Consider the following 19,178-nt stretch of genomic DNA (forward strand, 5'->3'; position numbering starts at 1 on the left):
GGACTGTCGGTTGGCAGGGCCGCGGCCGACGGTTCCTGACCGGTCGACGGACGGGCCGCGCGGGGCCCTGCCGCTAGCCGGCGCTGACGCGGTAGACGTCGTAGACGGCGTCGATGCGTCGCACCGCGTTCAGCACGCGGTCGAGGTGGATGGTGTCGCCCATCTCGAACACGAACCGGCTGAGCGCGAGACGGTCGGACGAGGTCGACACCGTCGCGGACAGGATGTTCACGTGGTGATCGGTCAGCACCCGGGTGACGTCGCTGAGCAGGCCCGACCGATCGAGCGCCTCGATCTGGATCTGCACCAGGAACACCGACTTCGACGACGGGGCCCACTCGACCTCGATCATCCGGTCGGGCTCGTTCATGAGCGACTTCACGTTGGTGCACGACGACTGGTGCACCGAGACGCCCTGGCCGCGGGTGATGAAGCCCACGATCTGGTCGCCAGGCACCGGCGTGCAGCACTTCGCGAGCTTCACGAGGATGTCGGGCGCACCGCGGACCAGCACGCCGCTGTCGCTCGTGCGCAGCTGACGACTGGTGACCTGGCGCGGGAACGCGAGCTCGGGCTCGTCCGTCTCGGTCTCGGTCTGGACGTTGCCGAGGACCTTCTCGATCACGGACTGCGTCGAGACGTGACCCTCGCCGATCGCGGCGTACAGGGCGGAGACGTCCTCGTACCGCATCGAGGAGGCGACCTCGGCGATGCTGTCCTGGCTCATGATGCGCTGGAGCGGCAGGTTCTGCTTGCGCATCGCGCGGGCGATGGCGTCACGGCCCTGCTCGATCGCCTCTTCGCGGCGCTCCTTGGTGAACCACTGCTTGATCTTGTTGCGGGCGCGGGGACTGCGGACGAACTGCAGCCAGTCCTGCGAGGGGCCGGAGTCGGGGTTCTTCGACGTGAAGATCTCGACGACGTCGCCGCTGGACAGCTGGCTCTCGAGCGGGACCAGGCGACCGTTGACCTTCGCACCCATCGTGCGGTGCCCGATCTCGGTGTGCACGGCGTAGGCGAAGTCGACCGGGGTGGCGCCGGCGGGGAGACCGATGACCTTGCCCTGCGGCGTGAAGACGTAGGTCTCCTTGGCGCCGATCTCGTAGCGCAGGGAGTCGAGGAACTCACCAGGGTCGCTGGTCTCGGCCTGCCAGTCGGTGATGTGGGCGAGCCACGCCATGTCCTGGTCGTCCGTGGTCGACGAGGTGCCGGCGTCACGACCGGCAGCGCGCTGCTTGTACTTCCAGTGCGCCGCAACACCGAACTCGGCGCGCTGGTGCATCTCGTGCGTGCGGATCTGGATCTCGACCGCACGGCCCTGCGGCCCGAGCACGGTGGTGTGCAGCGACTGGTACAGGTTGAACTTCGGGGTCGCGATGTAGTCCTTGAAGCGACCGGGCAGCGGCGTCCACCGGGCGTGCACCGAGCCGAGCATGGCGTAGCAGTCGCGCACGGTCGGCACGAGCACGCGGATGCCGACGAGGTCGTAGATCTCGTCGAACTCGCGGCCTCGCACGATCATCTTCTGGTAGATCGAGTAGTACTGCTTCGGCCGCCCCATGACGTCGCCCCGGACCTTGGCGGCCTTGAGGTCCTTCTTCAGGGTGCCGATAACGTTCTGCACGAACTGCTCGCGCTTCGGCTGCCGTTCCTTGACGAGGCTGTCGATCTCGACGTAGAGCTTCGGGTGCAGGACCGCGAAGGACAGGTCCTCGAGCTCGAGCTTGATCATCTGGATGCCGAGCCGGTGCGCGAGGGGCGCGTAGATCTCGAGCGTCTCCTTCGCCTTGCGCGTGGCGGAGGTGGACTCCACGAAGCCCCAGGTGCGGGCGTTGTGCAGACGGTCGGCGAGCTTGATGACGAGGACGCGGATGTCCTTCGACATCGCGATGACCATCTTGCGGACCGTCTCGGCCTGCGCGCTGTCGCCGTACTTGACCTTGTCGAGCTTGGTGACGCCGTCGACGAGCATCGCGATCTCGTCGCCGAAGTCGGCCCGCAGCTGGTCGAGCTGGTAGTCGGTGTCCTCCACCGTGTCGTGCAGCAGCGCCGCCGCGATGGTGATCGTGCCGATGCCGAGGTCGGCGAGGATCTGTGCGACCGCCACCGGGTGCGTGATGTACGGCTCACCGGACTTGCGCTTCTGGCCGTCGTGCGCCCGCTCGGCGACCGAGTACGCGCGCTCGATGAGCGTCACGTCGGCCTTGGGGTGGTGCGAACGGACCGTGCGGATCAGCGTGTCCACCGCGCCGGCCGGCTGTGCGCGCGAGAACAGCCGCGGCAGCAGGGAGCGGAGGGAACCGAGGTTGCCGGTGGTGTTCGGACCGATCGGGCTCGAGGGCCGCGGGGCGGAGCCCGGGCGGCTCGGCGCGGACGGCTCTTCGCGGGTGTCCGTCATCGTGCGCCTCCCAGGACTCGGTCCGAGAGCTCGATCCGAGCTCGATCCGACAAGACTACGCGTCCGCGGTCAGTGCCCGTGACGCGGTTCGCCCTGGGCGTCGCGCTCCACCGGTGCCCCCGCCTGCTCCCAGGCGAGCATCCCGCCGGAGAGGTTGACGGCCGGGACACCCGACTGCTCGAGGGCTGCGACGATGCGCGAGGACCGGCCGCCGGAGTGGCAGACGATGATGGCCGGCTGGTCGCCGCCGTCGATCTCCTGCCAGCGGTCGACGAACTCGGACATCGGCACGAGCGTGGCCTGCGGAGCGTGGACCTCGTCCCACTCCCCCTGCTCGCGGACGTCGAACAGGCGGGCTCCGGCGTCGATGCGGCGCCGGGCCTCGGCGACGTCGATCTCCTGGATGTCGATGGGCATCAGACGCTCGCCTCTGCTGCGTCGACCTCACGCCGGCGCTTCTCGGCCGCCTGGGTCTTCTTGGCGTCCGACTCCTTGATCTTCGGCTCGCTCTCGCGCAGGTGTGCGTACATCGGCGATGCGATGAAGATCGTCGAGTAGGTGCCGACGATGATGCCGATGAACAGGGCGAGGGAGATGTCGCGCAGCGTGCCGGCACCGAGCACGTACGACCCGATGAAGAGGATCGCCGCGACCGGCAGCAGGGCCACGACCGAGGTGTTGATCGAACGGACGAGCGTCTGGTTGACCGCGAGGTTGACCGACTGCTTGAACGTGCGGATCGATTCCTGCGCGGTGTTCTCACGCACCTTGTCGAAGACCACCACGGTGTCGTAGAGCGAGTACCCGAGGATCGTCAGGAAGCCGATGACCGCCGCCGGCGTGACCTCGAGCCCGACGATGCCGTACACACCGGCGGTGATGAGCAGGTCGTGCAGCAGCGCGGCCATCGCGGACAGCGACATCTTCCAGGTGCGGAAGTACAGCGTCATGAAGACCGCGGCGAGGGCGAGGAAGATCACCAGACCGCGGATGGCCTGCGCGAGGACGTCGGCGCCCCACGTGGCCCCGATGAAGGTGCCGGCGACCTGGCTCTCGGGGACGTCGTAGGCCTTCGCCAGGGCGTCCTGCACCTCGCTCGTCTGCCGGTCGGTCAGCTGGCCGGTCTGCACCCGGATGCCGTGCGTGCCGAGCTGCGAGACGCGCGGGAACGACTCCGGGACGACGCCCTCGACGGTCTCGGTCGCGATGTTCTGGTCGAGCGTCTTGACGTCGGAGATCGTGAACTCCGAGCCGCCGGTGAACTCGATGCCGAGCTGGTACCCGCCGCGGAGCCACGGCGTGACGAGTGAGATCACGATCATCACGAGCGCGATGAGGTACCAGGTCTTCCGGCGCCCGATGATGTCGTACGACCGCTTCCCCGTGTAGAGGTCGCTGCCGAACTGGCTGAAGCTGGCCATCAGTCGTCCTTCCCGTCCGGCGTCGAGCCGTTGTCGCCGGAGGCCTGCTGGGCCTTCCGCTCCGCGATCGTCTGTCGGCGCTGCGCCTCACCGGCACTGCGCTGGCGCTTGCCGTCCACCACGGGTGCGCGGAACTGCGCACGCCCCCGGTAGACGGCGCCGAGTGCTGCCGGGTCGAGACCGCTGAATCGGTGCCCCTCGCCGAAGAACCGGCTGCGGGCGATGAGCTGCATCATCGGGTGGGTGAAGAGCGCGACCACCACGATGTCGATGAGGGTCGTGAGGAGCAGCGTGAACGCGAAGCCCTTCACGTCGGCGACCGCGAGCACGTACAGCGTGACGGCGGCGAGGAAGTTCACCGCGTCGGACGCCAGGATCGTGCGGAGGGCACGCTTCCAGCCGGACTCGACCGCGCTCTCGAGGGCACGGCCGTCACGGAGTTCGTCACGGATGCGCTCGAAGTAGACGATGAACGAGTCCGCCGTGATGCCGATGGCGACGATCAGACCCGCCACACCGGCCAACGAGAGACGGTAGTCGACGCGCCACGACATGATCGCGATCACCAGGTAGGTCAGGATCGCGGCGATCCCGAGCGACAGCACCGTGACGAACGCCAGGGCCCGGTACTGGATGACCGAGTAGATGATCACCAGGATCAGGCCGATCAGACCAGCGACGAGACCGCCGATGAGCTGCGCGGTGCCGAGCGTCGCCGAGATGTTCTCGTTCGACTGCACCTGGAAGTTGATCGGCAGCGCACCGTACTTGAGCTGGTCGGCGAGGGTCTTCGACGACTCGGCGGTGAAGTTGCCGGTGATCTGCGCCTTGCCGTTCGTGATCGCCGAGTTCGTGGTCGGCGCGGTGATGACCGATCCGTCGAGCACGATGGCGAACTGGTTCTGCGGCTGCTGGAGCGAGACGAGACGGTTCGTGACGGAGCGGAAGTCCTTCGAGCCCTCGCCGTTGAACGTCAGGTTGACGGCCCACTGACCGGTCGAGGTGCCCTGCGAGTCGGTGGCGAGACCCGAGGTGGCGTTGCTGATGTCGGCACCGGAGACCTCCACGGGGCCGAGGATGTACTTCCCCGCGCCGTCCTGGTCACAGGTGACCAGGGGCTCGTCGTCCGGCGCCGTCGTGACGTCGTCCGGAGCCGCGCAGTTGTAGTTCGTGTACAGGTCCTGCAGCTTCGGCGTGACCCAGTTCAGGTCGCTCGCGTTCGAGGGCTTCGCGCTGGGCGTCGCCTCGAGCGAGGCCGGCGGCGAGTACGGCGTGGCCGATGCGGTTCCCTTGCCGTCGTCACCGACGGCGGAGTTCGTCGCGGCCTCGGTGAAGAGCACCGGCCGGAAGGTCAGCTTGGCCGCGGCCTCGATGCGGTCGATCGTGGCCTTGTCGGGGCGGCCCGGGATCGAGACGACGATGTTGTTCGCGCCCTGCGTGTTGATCTCCGACTCGGAGACACCGGTGGCGTCGATGCGCTGGCGGATGATGTTCACCGCCTGCTGCAGCTGCTGCGAGGTGACCGAGTCACCCTCGGTGTTCTGCGCCGCGAGGGTCAGCTGCGTGCCGCCCTGCAGGTCCAGAGCCAGCTCCGGCACCCAGCTCGCGCCCTGGTACCACTTGTCGGTGTCGTCCTTCGAAGAGCCGGCGAGGATCGACGCGGCGGTGTTCAGGCCGGCGAGGATCGCCATCAGGATCACCAACCAGGTGAGCGAGCGCAGCGCCTTCTTGACGGGTGTCGATCGTGCCACCGGTCGTCTCGTCTTTCTGTTCAGGACCGTCGGCACACCGTGCGACGGCAGAGGGAAGCCGCCGGGTCAGACGACCCGGCGGCCGAGGGCGTCAGTCGTCGGACTTGCGCTTCATGGCGTCGGTCTCGTCGACGCGGTCGGTGTCGACCCGCTCGCCGTAGACCGGCTCGCCGTTGAGCTCGGCCACCGGCTTCGGCTCGTCCTCGGTGGTCGTGGTGGTCTCGACGTCGGACGCGTTGTCGTCGACGACTCGCGAGAGGGTCTGACGGTGCACGGTGACGATGGTCCCCGGTGCGATCTCGACGTCAGCGGTGACCTTCTCCTCGTTCACGGAGAGGAGCGTGCCGTAGAGGCCGAAGGACAGCATGACCTTGGCGCCCGGGACCATCTTGTCCACGAGTTCGGCCTGCTGCTTCTTGCGCTTGCGGCTGTTGTAGAACATGAAGGCCGCGAACGCCACGACGATGACGATGAGGATGACTTCTTGACCCATGATGCGTTGCCTTCTCTGGTTGCTCGGTTTCGGGCCGTAGCAGTCTAGGGCACGCCGGTGTCCGTGGCATGTCACCCGACTGATCGGCTTCAGTCTGTGGTCTCGGTGTCGTCGAAGAGCCCGGGCTGCCCGCCGTCGCCCTGCCCCGGGGTGAGGCCGAGGTGCCGCCAGGCCCGAGGTGTCGCGATGCGCCCGCGCGGGGTGCGGGTGACGAGCCCGACGCGGACGAGGAAGGGTTCGACGACGGACTCGATCGTCTCGGACTCTTCGCCGACGGACACCGCGAGGGTGTTCAGGCCCACCGGTCCGCCGTCGAAGCGGGTCAGCATGGTCTCGACGACGGCGCGGTCGAGTCGGTCGAGCCCGAGTTCGTCGACGTCGTACAGGTCGAGCGCACCCTGGACGGCGGCCATGCCGTCGGTGGTGCGGTGCACGAGCGCGTAGTCGCGCACCCGGCGCAGCAGGCGGTTCGCGATGCGCGGGGTGCCCCGCGAGCGGCCGGCGATCTCGCGCAGCGCGGTCCGGTCGATGTCGAGTTCGAGCAGGTGCGCCGCACGGATCAGGACCTGCTCGAGCTCGTCCTTCTCGTAGAACTCGAGGTGGGCGGTGAACCCGAAGCGGTCGCGCAGCGGGTTCGGCAGCAGCCCGGCCCGGGTGGTGGCACCGACGAGCGTGAACGGCGCGAGGTCGAGCGGGATGCTCGTGGCACCGGCGCCCTTGCCCACCATCACGTCGATGCGGAAGTCCTCCATCGCCAGGTAGAGCATCTCTTCCGCCGAGCGGGCCATCCGGTGGATCTCGTCGATGAACAGGACTTCACCGGGGACCAGGGACGAGAGCACGGCGGCGAGGTCGCCGGCGTGCTGGATCGCCGGACCGCTCGACATGCGCAGCGGTCGACCGGTCTCGTGCGCGACGATCATCGCCAGCGTGGTCTTGCCGAGGCCGGGAGGACCCGCCATCAGGATGTGGTCGGGCGTCCGGTCCTGCATGCCGGCGGCCTTGAGGAGCAGGTCCAGCTGCCCGCGCACCTTGCGCTGGCCGACGAACTCGTCGAGCGAGCGGGGACGGAGCGCGCCTTCGAACGCGAGTTCCTCCGGCGACTCGGCGCCGGCGGACGTGATACCGCTCACCGGCCGGCAGCCGCGGGTCGGAGCGCGCCGAGGGCAGCGCGCAGCAGGGCCTGGGTGCCCATCGCCGCAGCGCCCGGCTCGTTCGCGACGGCGTCGTCGACGGCGGTCTGTGCCGCGTCCTCACGCCAACCGAGACCGATGAGCGCCGAGACGACGTCGACCGCTGCGGGGTGCGCTGCGGTCCCCCGTGCGGCGGCGACCACGGCGGCCTGTTCGAACGCGACGAGCTTGCCGGAGAGCGCGACGATGATGAGCTTGGCGGTCTTCGGGCCGATGCCGGAGACCTTGCGGAACGCGCCGTCGTCCTCGTGCGCGACGGCGTTCGCGATCTGGGCCGGGTCCATGTGGGCGAGCACGCCCATCGCGGACTTCGGGCCGACGCCGGAGACCCCGCGGAGCAGGTCGAACACCTGCAGCGCGTCGGTCGACTCGAAGCCGAAGAGCAGGTGCTCGTCCTCGCGCACGATCATCGCGGTCCGCACGAACACCTCGGACCCGTGACGCATCGTCAGCGCGTGCGCGGGTGTGACGGTGACGGCGTAGCCGACTCCCCCGACCTCGATCACCACGGCCGAGCCGGCGATGTCGATGCAGGTGCCCCGGAGACTCGCGATCATGCTCCGAGCCTAGGGCCGGCCACCGACGGCGCCGACCTGCCACGCTGCGGGCGGGCCGCCGCGGCGGCCGCGCGCGCCAGCGGCGAGTCGACGGTGCCGCCCTGGGCGTCCCGCCATGCGCGCTGTGCCGGGGTGAGGTTCGTGGCACGTGAGCCGGCGGCGTCGGGTGATCCGAGCCTCCAGGCATGGCACACGGCCAACGCGAGCGCGTCGGCGGCGTCGGCCGGTTTCGGGGCCTCGTCGAGACCGAGCACGCGCGCGATCATCGTCTGCACCTGGCGCTTGTCGGCGTTGCCGTAGCCGGTGACGGCGGCCTTGACCTCGGACGGGGTGTGCAGCCCGACGGGCAGGCCGCGCGCCGCCGCCGCGTGCAACGCGAGGCCGGCCGCCTGGGCCGTGCCCATCACGGTGCGGACGTTCGCCTGCGCGAACACGCGCTCGACGGCGACCGCGTCCGGGTGGTGCTCGTCGATCTCGGCGGCGATGCCGTCGGCGATGCGGAGCAGCCGCTGTTCGAGCGGCATGTCCGGCGGGGTGCGCACGACCGTCACGTGGACGAGCCGTGCGCGCCGGTTCGGTGCGACCTCGACGACGCCGACGCCGCACCGGGTGAGCCCGGGGTCCACCCCGAGCACACGGAGCACGGCTACTCGCCCTCGTCCTCGTCGAGCTCGGCCTGGACGTCCGCGGGGACCTCGAAGTTCGAGTAGACGTTCTGCACGTCGTCCGAGTCCTCGAGCGCGTCGATCAGGCGGAACACCTTGCGGGCGGTCTCGGCGTCGACCGGGACCTTGAGGCCGGGGACGAACTCGGCGTCGGCCGAGTCGTAGTCGATGCCGGCCTCCTGCAGGGCCGTGCGGGCGGCGACCAGGTCGCTCGCCTCGGTGATGATCTCGAAGCCGCCGCCCTGGTCGATGACGTCCTCGACGCCGGCGTCCAGCACCGCGGTCATCACGGTGTCCTCGTCGAGGCCGTCGGTCTTCGTGACCGAGATGACGCCCTTGCGCGAGAAGTTGTAGGCGACGCTGCCCGGGTCGGCCATGGTGCCGCCGTTGCGCGACATCGCGGTCCGGACCTCGGCCGCCGCACGGTTCTTGTTGTCCGTGAGGCACTCGATGAGCATCGCGACGCCGTTGGGGCCGTAGCCCTCGTACATGATCGTCGTGTACTCGATGGTCTCGCCCGTGAGACCCGCACCGCGCTTGACGGCGCGGTCGATGTTGTCGTTGGGGACCGAGGTCTTCTTCGCCTTCTGCACGGCGTCGACCAGGGTCGGGTTGCCGGACATGTCGGCACCGCCCATCTTCGCGGCGACCTCGATGTTCTTGATCAGCTTGGCGAACGACTTGGCACGGCGCTGGTCGATGACCGCCTTCTTGTGCTTGGTCGTTGCCCACTTGGAATGCCCGGACACGGTTCTCCTTGCGTATTGCGGAAAGTCCCGCTCAGTTTAGCGGCCCCGTGGGCCGAACACCGGCCTGGAGGCGCGGCGCGGCTTCCGTCCCGCCGGTGCGGCGGGTGGGCGGTCACGCCTCAGGCGTTGCGCACCAGGTCGAGGAACCGGCGGTGGAAGCGGTCCTCCCCCGCGACCTCGGGGTGGAACGCGCTGGCGATGACGTTGCCCTGCTGCACCGCCACGACCTGGCCGTCGGGCAGGGCGCCGAGGACGTGGACGTCGTCGCCTCGCTGCTCCACGACGGGGGCGCGGATGAACACCGCGTGCACCGGGGCCTCGCCGAGGTCGGGCATCGGGATGTCGATCTCGAACGAGTCGTTCTGCGCGCCGAACGCGTTGCGGCGCACGGTGGTGTCGAGCACGTCGAGGGTCTGCTGGCCGCTGATGCCGTCGGTGATGCGCGACGACAGCATGATCATCCCGGCGCACGTGCCGTAGGTGGGCAGGCCACCGCGGATCGCGTCGGCGAGGGGCTCGGCGACGCCGAACGCGCGGGACAGCTTGTCCATCACGCTCGACTCGCCGCCCGGGATCACGACACCGTCGAGGGTCTCGATCTCCTCCGGGCGACGGAGCGGCACCACGTCCGCGCCGAGCTCGGTCAGCGAGGCGATGTGCTCGCGGAAGTCTCCCTGCAGCGCCAGGACCCCGATGCGGGGCCGGGCGCCGCTCGTCGGACTACCAGCCACGCTCGGCGAGGCGGTGCGGTGCGGGGACGTCGGCGACGTTGATGCCGACCATCGCCTCGCCCAGACCACGCGAGACCTCGGCGATGACCTTGGGGTCGTCGTGGAAGGTCGTCGCCTTGACGATCGCGGCGGCGCGCTTGGCCGGGTCGCCGGACTTGAAGATGCCGGAACCGACGAAGACACCGTCGGCGCCGAGCTGCATCATCATCGCGGCGTCGGCCGGGGTGGCGACACCGCCCGCGGTGAAGAGGACGACCGGGAGCTTGCCGGTGCGGGCGACTTCCTGCACGACGTCGATCGGGGCCTGGAGCTCCTTGGCGGCGACGTAGAGCTCGTCGTCGCGCAGGTTCCGGAGTGCCGCGATCTCCTGGCTGATGGTGCGGATGTGCTTGGTGGCCTCGGACACGTCACCCGTACCGGCTTCACCCTTGGAACGGATCATCGCCGCGCCCTCGGTGATGCGACGGAGCGCCTCGCCCAGGTTCGTGGCACCGCAGACGAATGGGGTGGTGAACTTCCACTTGTCGATGTGGTTGACGTAGTCGGCGGGCGACAGCACTTCGGACTCGTCGATGTAGTCGACGCCGAGCTCCTGCAGCACCTGCGCCTCGACGAAGTGGCCGATGCGGGCCTTCGCCATGACCGGGATCGACACCGCGGCGATGATCTCCTCGATCATCGAGGGGTCGGACATGCGGGCGACGCCGCCCTGGGCACGGATGTCGGCGGGGACGCGCTCGAGGGCCATGACGGCGGTCGCGCCGGCTTCTTCCGCGATGCGGGCCTGCTCGGCGTCGACGACGTCCATGATCACGCCGCCCTTGAGCATCTCGGCGAGGCCGCGCTTGACGCGGTCGGAGCCGGTGATCGAGGTGCCAGGGGTGCCGGAGGTGCTGGTGCTGTCGCTCATGATGCCGACCAGTCTAGTCCGCCTGGGGCCACCCGTCGGCGACGAGTCGACGCGTCTCGCCGAGCAGCTGCGACATGGACTTGGTCCGGGCGATGATCGGGAAGAAGTTCGCGTCGGACTGCCACCGCGGCACGATGTGCTGGTGCAGGTGCGCTGCCACCCCGGCGCCGGCGACCTCGCCCTGGTTCATGCCGATGTTGAATCCGTCGCAGTGCGAGACCTCGCGGAGCACCCGCATCGCCGTCTGGGTCAGCTCACCGATCTCACGCAGTTCGTCCGCTGTGGCCTCGTCGTAGAGCGGGACGTGCCGGTACGGGCAGACGAGCAGGTGCCCGTTGTTGTACGGGAACAGGTTGAGCAGCACGTAGGCGTGCTCACCCCGGGCCACGATCAGACCGTCCTCGTCGGACATCCCGGGTGCCGCGCAGAACGGGCAGTCGTCGTCGTGCCCGCGACCCCGGCCTTCGCGGCCGGCGTCGATGTAGGCCATCCGGTGCGGGTTCCAGAGTCGCTGGAACGCGTCCGGGACGGCTGCGCCCGTGGCCGCGTCGCGGATCACCAGCGGGTCGGTGTCCGCGCCTTCGGAGACCGCGGCGGCGGTGGGACCGGCCACGTCGTCGACGTCACCGGTCCCCGGGGCCTGCTCCGGGCCTCTCCCCACCGGCACGGCCGTCCCGCCGCTGGCGCGTCGGCCCGGAACCGGCGGCATGGGCCCCGACTGTGCCATCAGACCTGCGCGCGCTCGCGGATCGCGGTGAGGATGCGGTCCACGGCCTCGTCGACGGGCACCGCATTGTCCTGGCGGCCGTCGCGGAAGCGGAAGCTGACCGCACCGGCGTCGCGGTCGTCGCCACCGGCGATGAGCTGGAACGGCACCTTCGCCTTGGTGTGCGTGCGGATCTTCTTCTGCATGCGGTCGTCGGAGTGGTCGACCTCGGCGCGGACGCCGTGGGTGCGGAGCTTCGCGATGACCTCGTCGAGGTAGTCGCCGTACTCGGCCGCGACCGGGATGCCGACGACCTGCACCGGCGACAGCCACGCCGGGAAGGCACCCGCGTAGTGCTCGGTGAGGACACCGAAGAAGCGCTCGATCGAGCCGAACAGCGCGCGGTGGATCATCACCGGACGCTGGCGCGAGCCGTCGGCCGCGGTGTAGTCGATGCCGAAGCGCTCGGGCAGGTTGAAGTCGAGCTGCACGGTCGACATCTGCCAGGTGCGGCCGATCGCGTCGCGGGCCTGCACCGAGATCTTCGGGCCGTAGAACGCCGCACCGGCCGGGTCCGGCACCAGCTCGAGACCCGATTCCTCGGCGACCTGGCGCAGGGTCTCCGTCGCGACGTCCCAGATCTCGTCGTCGCCGACGTACTTCTCCGGGTCCTTCGTCGACAGCTCGAGGTAGAAGTCGTCGAGGCCGTAGTCGCGCAGGAGCGAGAGCACGAACGCGAGGGTCGTGGTCAGCTCCTCCTTCATCTTCTCCTGCGTGGTGAAGATGTGCGCGTCGTCCTGGGTCAGGCCGCGCACGCGGGTCAGGCCGTGGATGACTCCGGACTTCTCGTTGCGGTACACCGTGCCGAACTCGAACATCCGGAGCGGCAGGTCGCGGTAGGAGCGGGGCTGCGATCGGTACGCCAGGATGTGCATCGGGCAGTTCATCGGCTTGAGGTAGTAGTCGGCACCCTGCCGCGTGACGTTGCCGTCCTCGTCCTTCGCCTCGTCCATGTGCATGGCCGGGAACATGCCGTCCTTGTACCAGCCGAGGTGCCCGGAGGTCTCGAACAGGTCGCCCTTGGTGATGTGGGGCGTGTAGACGAACGAGTAGCCGTTCTCCTCGTGCCGACGGCGGGAGTAGTCCTCCATCTCACGGCGGATGATGCCGCCCTTCGGGTGGAAGATCGCCAGACCGGAACCGATCTCGTCGGGGAACGAGAACAGGTCGAGTTCGGCGCCGAGCTTGCGGTGGTCGCGCTTGGCGGCTTCCTCGAGGCGCACCAGGTACGCCTTGAGCTGGTCCTTGTCGGGCCAGGCGGTGCCGTAGATGCGCTGCAGCTGCGGGTTCTTCTCGGAGCCGCGCCAGTACGCAGCGGCGACGCGCATGAGCTTCGCGGCGTTGCCGATCCAGCGGGTGTGCGGGACGTGCGGGCCCCGGCAGAGGTCCTGCCAGAGCACCTCGCCCGACTTCGGGTCGACGTTCTCGTACACGGTCAGTTCGCCGGCACCGACCTCGACGCTCTCGCCGGAGTCGCCGTCGGTCGCCGCACCCTTGAGGCCGATGAGTTCCTGCTTGTAGGGCTCCCCCGCCATCAGCTCGCGTGCCTGCTCGTCGGTGACGACCACGCGACGGAAGCGCTGGGCCTGCTTGACGATGCGGTCCATGCCCTTCTCGATCGCCTTGAGGTCTTCGGGGGTGAAGGGCTCGGCGACGTCGAAGTCGTAGTAGAAGCCGTCGGTGACGGGCGGCCCGATGCCGAGCTTGGCGTCCGGGTTGATCTGCTGCACGGCCTGCGCCAGCACGTGGGCGGCCGAGTGGCGGAGGATGTCGAGGCCGTCCTGTTCCTGCAGGGTGACCGCCTCGGCGGTCTCGCCGGCCTGCACGTCCGCCGCGAGGTCCTTCAGGACGCCGTCGACGCGGATGGCGACGACGCCGCGCTCTCCGTCGAAGAGCTCGGTGCCCGTCGTGGTCGTCGTCGCGGTCCGGGGCTCGGGTGCCTGGGGAAGCTCGGCGGGCGCGGGTGCGACTGACTCGGTCACGATGATGGGACTCCTCGATCGAAATGGTGCGTCAAGACTAGTGCGAGACGTGCTCGCGCGCGGACGCCGGGAAGGTGCCTGTGGAGAGGACGGATGCGCGGCGCGACAGCGCGGTTGCCCGTGCTCAGGCCGGGACGGCGCCGAGCGTCGCGACGGGCAGCCGCGGCTCGAGTCGCTCGCGCCCGTTCAGCCCGTCGAGCTCGAGCAGCGCGGCGAACCCGATCGCCTGGTAGCCGGCTCGTTCGAGCAGCGTGATCGTGGCGGCGCCGGTGCCCCCGGTGGCGAGGACGTCGTCGACGACGAGGACACGGGTCCCGGCGGGCAGCTGGCCCGGGCGGAGCTCGAGCTCGGCCTCGCCGTACTCGAGCGCGTACTGCTCGCTGAGCACCTCGCCGGGGAGCTTGCCGGCCTTGCGGACGGTGAGCACGCCGACCTGGTGCTGCGCGGCGATGCCACCGGCCAGCGCGAAGCCCCGGGCTTCGATGCCGGCGACGGCGTCGAACCCGGCCCCGACCGCGAACGGCGCGGCGAGTGCTTCGCACACGCGGCCGAACGCGACGGCGTCGGAGAACACCGGCGTCACGTCACGGAACAGCACCCCCGGCTTCGGGAAGTCCGGCACGAGGGCGGTGAGGCGTTCGACGAGTGCAGCTGCGGTTTCGGTCACCCGCCAACGGTACGGGAGGCCCGGGGTGCGTCCGACACGTCGGCGCACGGTGCGAGGGTGGTCGCCTCGTGCGGGGTCGGCCGTTCGCTGCACGGTGCGGGTTACGTCGGCCGGTCTGCCGAAGGTGGCTCGGTGCGAGGTTGTTTCCTCGCACCGAGCCGTTCAGGGCGCACGGGCTTCTGAACGACGCACCGTGCGTGCGCCGCCGACGCGCAGTGCCGACGCGCAGTGCCGGAGCGCCGGAGCGTGCGGATCAGCGCCACATCCGCATGGCGGCCCCCTGGGAGATCCAGTCGAGCTCGCGCTGCTGGCGCTCCCGCTCGAGGCGGGCCACCGTGGCGAGGTCGATCTCGGGCCGCTCCTTGCGGGTGCGTCGGCTCCAGATGATGAGCGACATCCCGACACGGAGTGCGATGCGGTCGGCGAGGGAGACCCGGCGGCGCACCGCGCGGGTATCGGGTGGACGGGTGGTGGTCTTCGTGGACACGGTGTTCCCCTTCAGGGCACGGCAGAGCTGCCCGGGTGTCGGGCAGGGCGAATCCGCCCGGGTTGCGGGCAGCGGGAATTGAATGCGTGAGAATGCACTCCGGGACGGTCCGGAAATGTTCGGACAACGATCGCGGAATGCTCGTCGACACCGAGAACGTCGCACTGTCCACCGACATTCTTCCGGCGTCGTCCGCGCAGATCGGACGGCACGCATCAACGAGCCGTCGAGCCGTTCAGCAGACGAACGAACCGGTGCTGCGCGAGCCTGGTCGGCTCAGCGCACGGTGCCCGGAGGCACAGGTGTCAGGAGAGTGGGACGCCCCGGGTCAGCGGACGCGGAACGGGGTACCGACGAGTCCACGGATTCCACGGAACGGAGTGGTTGCGGAGATGATCATGGTCGGCCCCCTTTCGGTCTCGAGCTGGCGGAGTCGTCCGGGCCGATTGTTCGACCGTTCGCGACGAGTGAACACTATCGGCACCGCAATTCGGAGCGCAACCCCTTTCTCGCAAAAGGTTCGGAATTGCATTCCCGAACAGGGTGATCACGGTGCGACGTTCGTGGTCTCGCGTCGACGTGCCGGCTGCGTGCCGAGTTCCCGTCGTGCACCGGCGTCGGGCTTCCCGGCTGCACCGTGCGCCGTTCGCGAACCGGTGGCAGCTTGCGCGCTCGGTGCGGGGCGGCAGGCGTACACGGTGCGGGCAACCTCGCACCGGGTGACGGAACACGCACCGGGTGACGGAGCACGCACCCTGCGCCGCGCACGGCGAAGGCCCGGTACCGAATCGGTACCGGGCCTTCGTGTGTGCGTGCGACCGGACTAGACCGCCGCGTGCTCCGCGACGGTCGCCGTCAGGGAGTCACCCTCGACGTCGATCCGCACGGTGTCCCCCGCGCCGACCCCGCCCTCGACCACCAGGGTCGCGATGCGGTCGTCGACCTCGCTCTGGATGAGCCGACGGAGCGGGCGTGCGCCGTACTCCGGCTCGTACCCGTGCTCGGCGAGCCAGTCGACCGCCGCGTCGGACACCGACAGGAGCATGTCCTGCGCGACGAGCCGGAGCGCCGTGTCCTGCAGCAGCAGCGAGACGATCGCGTGCAGCTGCGCGGGCTCGAGCTTGCGGAACAGCACGATCTCGTCGATGCGGTTGATGAACTCGGGCCGCATCGCCTCGCGCAGCTTGCCCATCACGCGGGCCCGCAGGTCGTCCTCGGCGTACCCACCGGCGGCACCGACGGGCGCGAACCCGAGCGCTCCCGAGCGGGAGGCCAGGAACTCCGAGCCGATGTTCGACGTCATGATGACGACCGTGTTCCGGAAGTCGACCGTGCGTCCCTGCCCATCGGTGAGCCGGCCGTCGTCGAGCACCTGCAGCAGCAGGTTGAAGACGTCCGGGTGGGCCTTCTCGACCTCGTCGAGCAGGATCACCGAGTACGGGTTGCGACGGACACGCTCGGTGAGCTGGCCGGCCTCGTCGTAGCCGACGTACCCGGGAGGGGCACCGACCAGGCGGGACACGGTGTGGCGTTCGCCGAACTCGCTCATGTCGAAGCGGAGCATGGCGGACTCGTCACCGAACAGTGACGACGCCAGGGCCTTCGCGAGCTCGGTCTTGCCGACGCCCGTCGGGCCGAGGAACAGGAAGCTGCCCACCGGACGACGCGGGTCGCCCATGCCGGTCCGGCTGCGTCGCACCGCCTTCGCGATCGCCCGCACGGCGTCGTCCTGGCCGACGACTCGGTCGTGCAGCTCGGACTCGAGCGCGGCGAGCCGCGTCTTGTCGGCCGAGCCGAGGCGGGTCACCGGGATCCCGGTGGCACGCGACACGACGGCGGCGATGTCGGCTTCCGTGATCGACGTGTCCGCGGACTCCGGACGGGAGGTGCGGGTCGCGTCCGCCGACGAGGCGGCGGTGATCCGGGCCTCCAGTCCGACGATCTCGTCGCGCAGGTCGGACGCTTCCTCGTAGTGCTCCTCGGCGACCGCGCGGTCCTTGCGGGCCGTCAGGTCGGTGACCTGGGCACGCAGTGCCTCGACGTCGACGTCGCCCGACAGGGCGAGACGACGGCGTGCGCCGGCCTGGTCGATGAGGTCGATGGCCTTGTCCGGCAGGTGCCGGTCGGTCACGTAGCGGTGCGAGAGCTCGACGGCGGCGCGGAGCGCCTCGGACGTGTACTCGACGCCGTGGTGCTCGGCGTAGCGCGGGGCGAGGCCGGTCAGGATCGCGACGGCGTCCTCGACGTTGGGCTCCCCCACCGTGACGGGCTGGAAACGGCGCTCGAGCGCGGCGTCCTTCTCGATCCGGCGGTACTCGTTGAGCGTCGTCGCGCCGACCAGGTGCAGGTCGCCGCGGGCCAGTCGGGGCTTGAGGATGTTGCCGGCGTCCATCGAGCCGCCCTCGCCGCCGCCACCGGCGCCGACGACGGTGTGGAGCTCGTCGACGAAGACGATGAGCTCGTCGGCGTGCGCCGCGATCTCGTCCATCGCCTTGGTGAGGCGCTCCTCGAAGTCACCGCGGTAGCGGGTGCCGGAGAGCATGCCGGGCAGGTCGAGCGCGACGACCCGCTTGCCCTGCAGCAGGGCGGGGACGTCACCGTCGACGATGCGCTGGGCGAGGCCCTCGACGATCGCGGTCTTGCCGACGCCGGGCTCACCGATCAGCACCGGGTTGTTCTTGGTGCGGCGGAGCAGGATCTCGACGGTCTGCTCGATCTCGTCGGCGCGGCCGATCACCGGGTCGACGTGCCCGTCACGGGCGCGCTCGGTCAGGTCGGTGCCGAACTGGTCGAGCGTCGGGGTGTCGCTGTCGGAACCGGACTCGGCCGTTCCGGTCGTCGCACCGGTTCCTGGCATGGGGCGCCCCTCTCGTGCTGCTGCCGCGGCCTGCTGGGCGTAGTCCTGCATGACCTGCGGGGTGATGCCGGCGCTGGCGAGCAGCTGGCCGGTCACGGTCTCCTGGTCCATCACGAGCGCGAAGAAGACGTGCTCGGGGTCGGTGTAGGTGCTGCCGAAGCCCCGCGCGGCCTGCGTCGCCTCGACGAGGATGCGCTGAGCGGTGCCCGTCAGTGCGGGACGGCCGGTCGGCTCGCTCTGCGGCTCGTGCGCCATCGGCAGGCGCTGCTCGATCTCCTCGGCGAGGCGCTCGGGGTCGACCCCCGCGGATCGCACGACGGCGTCGAACGGTTCGGTGCGGACGAGCACGTGCAGGATGTGCAGTGCGTCGATCTCGCGCTGCCCCTGCGCGACCGCGTACTCGGCGGTGTGCTGGAGCAGCTCGTGGGTCCGGCGGCTGAGCAGCCGGGTGATGTCGACCGGTCGACCGAACGCGCGGACGCGCTGCTGGTCACCGGTGCGCTGTGCCGCGAGCAGGCGGGCGAGGAACTCGTCGAACGAGTCGTTGCTGCCGGTCGGGCCGAACGTCTCTGGCAAAGGGACCTCCTGGGGAACTTGAGTGCCTTCGACTCAATGCAACGCAGGAGGGCCCGGGTCATTCCCGGGTGCCGAAAAAACTTGCGGCGACTCGACTCAGGTCCGCGCGATCGGCGCCGCGACCGCCTCGGTGATCCGGGCCAGGTCCGTCGGTGCCACCTCGACGTCGAAGCCGCGACGCCCGCCGGACACGAAGATGCTCGCGTACGACAGTGCCGACTCGTCGAGCACGGTGCGGAGCCGGGTCTTCTGACCGACCGGGCTGATGCCGCCGACGACGTACCCGGTCCGCTTCTCGGCGAGGGTCGGGTCCGCCAGGGTCGCCTTCTTGCCCCCGACCGCGGCGGCGATGGCCTTGAGGTCGAGCCGGTTCGCCACCGGCACGATGGCCACGGCGAGGGCACCGTCCACGGACACGACGAGGGTCTTGAAGACCTGCTCCTCGCGCAGCCCGAGGGCGGCGGCGGCCTCTTCTCCGAAGTTGGTGGCGCTCTCGTGGTGCTCGTACACGTGCGGCGTGTACGCAACCCCGGCCGCCTCGAGCGCGACGGTCGCTGGGGTGCTCGGCGAACCTGCGGTCATGCGGCGATCCTCCCCCGTCGCACCTTCCGGTCCTCGACGGCACGCGGGCGTTACGCTGAACGGACCATGACCGCCGTCCTGCTCGTGCTCCGCGCCACCGCCGCGCTGGTGCTCGGCGACCCCGGCGCCGGCGTGCTGCCCCTGCTGGCCATGGCGGCGCTCGGGCTGACCGCGGTCGCCGTGACCGTCGTCGTCGCCCGGCTGCTCGTCGCCGTGCTGGCGGCCGTCCTCGGGGTCGGCTCGGCATCCGTGTCGGAGCGGTCGGCGGTGCCCGACCTGGTCACCCGGATCGGGTGGAGCCACCCCGACGCCGACGGACACGTCCGCTCACGGGCACCGGGGGTCGCGACCCCGGCCTGACCACCGACCGGTGGCCGGGCCGCTCGCGCACCC

18 protein-coding genes are annotated in these 19,178 nt (G+C 69.9%); 1 reads left to right on the plus strand and 17 read right to left on the minus strand.

Going from position 1 to position 19,178, the window contains the following annotated elements; genetic code table 11:
• Positions 1–73: 73 nt before the first annotated feature.
• The 17 genes from KK087_RS10215 to ybaK form a co-directional block, all read right to left on the minus strand.
• A complete protein-coding gene (locus tag KK087_RS10215; RefSeq protein ID WP_228513657.1) occupies positions 74–2,398 on the minus strand; it encodes a RelA/SpoT family protein in 2,325 nt (774 codons plus the stop codon).
• A 69-nt stretch (positions 2,399–2,467) separates the two neighbouring features.
• Entirely contained in the window at positions 2,468–2,815 is a 348-nt protein-coding gene (locus KK087_RS10220; RefSeq protein WP_214565029.1) for a rhodanese-like domain-containing protein, read from the minus strand.
• Positions 2,815–3,819: a protein translocase subunit SecF gene (secF, locus tag KK087_RS10225; RefSeq protein ID WP_214530324.1), complete on the minus strand. Its 1,005-nt coding sequence runs from the start codon at positions 3,817–3,819 to the stop codon at positions 2,815–2,817. The genes KK087_RS10220 and secF overlap by 1 nt, the downstream gene beginning before the upstream one ends.
• Positions 3,819–5,570, minus strand: a complete 1,752-nt coding sequence (gene secD, locus KK087_RS10230; RefSeq protein WP_214565030.1) for a protein translocase subunit SecD — start codon at positions 5,568–5,570, stop codon at positions 3,819–3,821. Before secD ends, secF begins: the two co-directional genes overlap by 1 nt.
• 91 nt (positions 5,571–5,661) lie before the next feature.
• Positions 5,662–6,063, minus strand: a complete 402-nt coding sequence (locus KK087_RS10235; RefSeq protein WP_214565031.1) for a preprotein translocase subunit YajC — start codon at positions 6,061–6,063, stop codon at positions 5,662–5,664.
• Between the two features lie 89 nt (positions 6,064–6,152).
• A complete protein-coding gene (gene ruvB / locus KK087_RS10240) occupies positions 6,153–7,196 on the minus strand; it encodes a Holliday junction branch migration DNA helicase RuvB (protein ID WP_214530326.1) in 1,044 nt (347 codons plus the stop codon).
• Positions 7,193–7,813, minus strand: coding sequence for a Holliday junction branch migration protein RuvA (gene ruvA / locus KK087_RS10245; protein ID WP_214530327.1), 621 nt, complete (start codon positions 7,811–7,813; stop codon positions 7,193–7,195). The genes ruvB and ruvA overlap by 4 nt, the downstream gene beginning before the upstream one ends.
• A complete protein-coding gene (gene ruvC, locus KK087_RS10250) occupies positions 7,810–8,457 on the minus strand; it encodes a crossover junction endodeoxyribonuclease RuvC (RefSeq protein WP_214544295.1) in 648 nt (215 codons plus the stop codon). Before ruvC ends, ruvA begins: the two co-directional genes overlap by 4 nt.
• A gap of 2 nt (positions 8,458–8,459) precedes the next feature.
• Positions 8,460–9,227 (minus strand): YebC/PmpR family DNA-binding transcriptional regulator, encoded by a 768-nt coding sequence (locus KK087_RS10255; protein ID WP_214544296.1) that lies wholly within the window; start codon positions 9,225–9,227, stop codon positions 8,460–8,462.
• Positions 9,228–9,346: 119 nt separating this feature from the next.
• On the minus strand, positions 9,347–9,958 hold the full coding sequence (gene pdxT / locus KK087_RS10260; RefSeq protein WP_214565032.1) for a pyridoxal 5'-phosphate synthase glutaminase subunit PdxT: 612 nt from the start codon (positions 9,956–9,958) through the stop codon (positions 9,347–9,349).
• Positions 9,948–10,868 (minus strand): pyridoxal 5'-phosphate synthase lyase subunit PdxS, encoded by a 921-nt coding sequence (gene pdxS / locus KK087_RS10265; RefSeq protein WP_214530331.1) that lies wholly within the window; start codon positions 10,866–10,868, stop codon positions 9,948–9,950. Before pdxS ends, pdxT begins: the two co-directional genes overlap by 11 nt.
• Before the next feature lie 13 nt (positions 10,869–10,881).
• Entirely contained in the window at positions 10,882–11,595 is a 714-nt protein-coding gene (locus tag KK087_RS10270; RefSeq protein ID WP_439647692.1) for an HIT family protein, read from the minus strand.
• Positions 11,595–13,616, minus strand: coding sequence for a threonine--tRNA ligase (gene thrS, locus KK087_RS10275; RefSeq protein WP_214565033.1), 2,022 nt, complete (start codon positions 13,614–13,616; stop codon positions 11,595–11,597). The genes KK087_RS10270 and thrS overlap by 1 nt, the downstream gene beginning before the upstream one ends.
• Positions 13,617–13,740: 124 nt before the next feature.
• Positions 13,741–14,283, minus strand: a complete 543-nt coding sequence (locus KK087_RS10280) for an adenine phosphoribosyltransferase (RefSeq protein WP_017887364.1) — start codon at positions 14,281–14,283, stop codon at positions 13,741–13,743.
• A 253-nt stretch (positions 14,284–14,536) separates the two neighbouring features.
• Positions 14,537–14,770, minus strand: a complete 234-nt coding sequence (locus tag KK087_RS10285) for a hypothetical protein (RefSeq protein ID WP_214565034.1) — start codon at positions 14,768–14,770, stop codon at positions 14,537–14,539.
• A gap of 823 nt (positions 14,771–15,593) precedes the next feature.
• A complete protein-coding gene (locus KK087_RS10290) occupies positions 15,594–18,203 on the minus strand; it encodes an ATP-dependent Clp protease ATP-binding subunit (RefSeq protein WP_214565035.1) in 2,610 nt (869 codons plus the stop codon).
• 96 nt (positions 18,204–18,299) lie between these two features.
• On the minus strand, positions 18,300–18,785 hold the full coding sequence (gene ybaK / locus KK087_RS10295) for a Cys-tRNA(Pro) deacylase (protein WP_214530334.1): 486 nt from the start codon (positions 18,783–18,785) through the stop codon (positions 18,300–18,302).
• Positions 18,786–18,851: 66 nt separating this feature from the next.
• Here ybaK and KK087_RS10300 point away from each other — a divergent pair, with 66 nt between their 5' ends.
• On the plus strand, positions 18,852–19,145 hold the full coding sequence (locus KK087_RS10300; RefSeq protein WP_214565036.1) for a DUF6412 domain-containing protein: 294 nt from the start codon (positions 18,852–18,854) through the stop codon (positions 19,143–19,145).
• Positions 19,146–19,178 lie beyond the last annotated feature (33 nt).

Source organism: Curtobacterium aurantiacum (assembly GCF_018598555.1).
GTDB classification, from domain to species: domain Bacteria; phylum Actinomycetota; class Actinomycetes; order Actinomycetales; family Microbacteriaceae; genus Curtobacterium; species Curtobacterium aurantiacum.

What these genes read in the sequence shown, in the direction of transcription:
- KK087_RS10300 (WP_214565036.1), top strand. Translation starts at nt 18,852, where the DNA reads ATGACCGCCGTCCTGCTCGTGCTCCGCGCCACCGCCGCGCTGGTGCTC.
- ruvA (WP_214530327.1), bottom strand. Translation starts at nt 7,813, where the DNA reads ATGATCGCGAGTCTCCGGGGCACCTGCATCGACATCGCCGGCTCGGCC.
- KK087_RS10215 (WP_228513657.1), bottom strand. Translation starts at nt 2,398, where the DNA reads ATGACGGACACCCGCGAAGAGCCGTCCGCGCCGAGCCGCCCGGGCTCC.
- ybaK (WP_214530334.1), bottom strand. Translation starts at nt 18,785, where the DNA reads ATGACCGCAGGTTCGCCGAGCACCCCAGCGACCGTCGCGCTCGAGGCG.
- KK087_RS10235 (WP_214565031.1), bottom strand. Translation starts at nt 6,063, where the DNA reads ATGGGTCAAGAAGTCATCCTCATCGTCATCGTCGTGGCGTTCGCGGCC.
- KK087_RS10220 (WP_214565029.1), bottom strand. Translation starts at nt 2,815, where the DNA reads ATGCCCATCGACATCCAGGAGATCGACGTCGCCGAGGCCCGGCGCCGC.
- secF (WP_214530324.1), bottom strand. Translation starts at nt 3,819, where the DNA reads ATGGCCAGCTTCAGCCAGTTCGGCAGCGACCTCTACACGGGGAAGCGG.
- pdxS (WP_214530331.1), bottom strand. Translation starts at nt 10,868, where the DNA reads ATGAGCGACAGCACCAGCACCTCCGGCACCCCTGGCACCTCGATCACC.
- KK087_RS10270 (WP_439647692.1), bottom strand. Translation starts at nt 11,595, where the DNA reads ATGGCACAGTCGGGGCCCATGCCGCCGGTTCCGGGCCGACGCGCCAGC.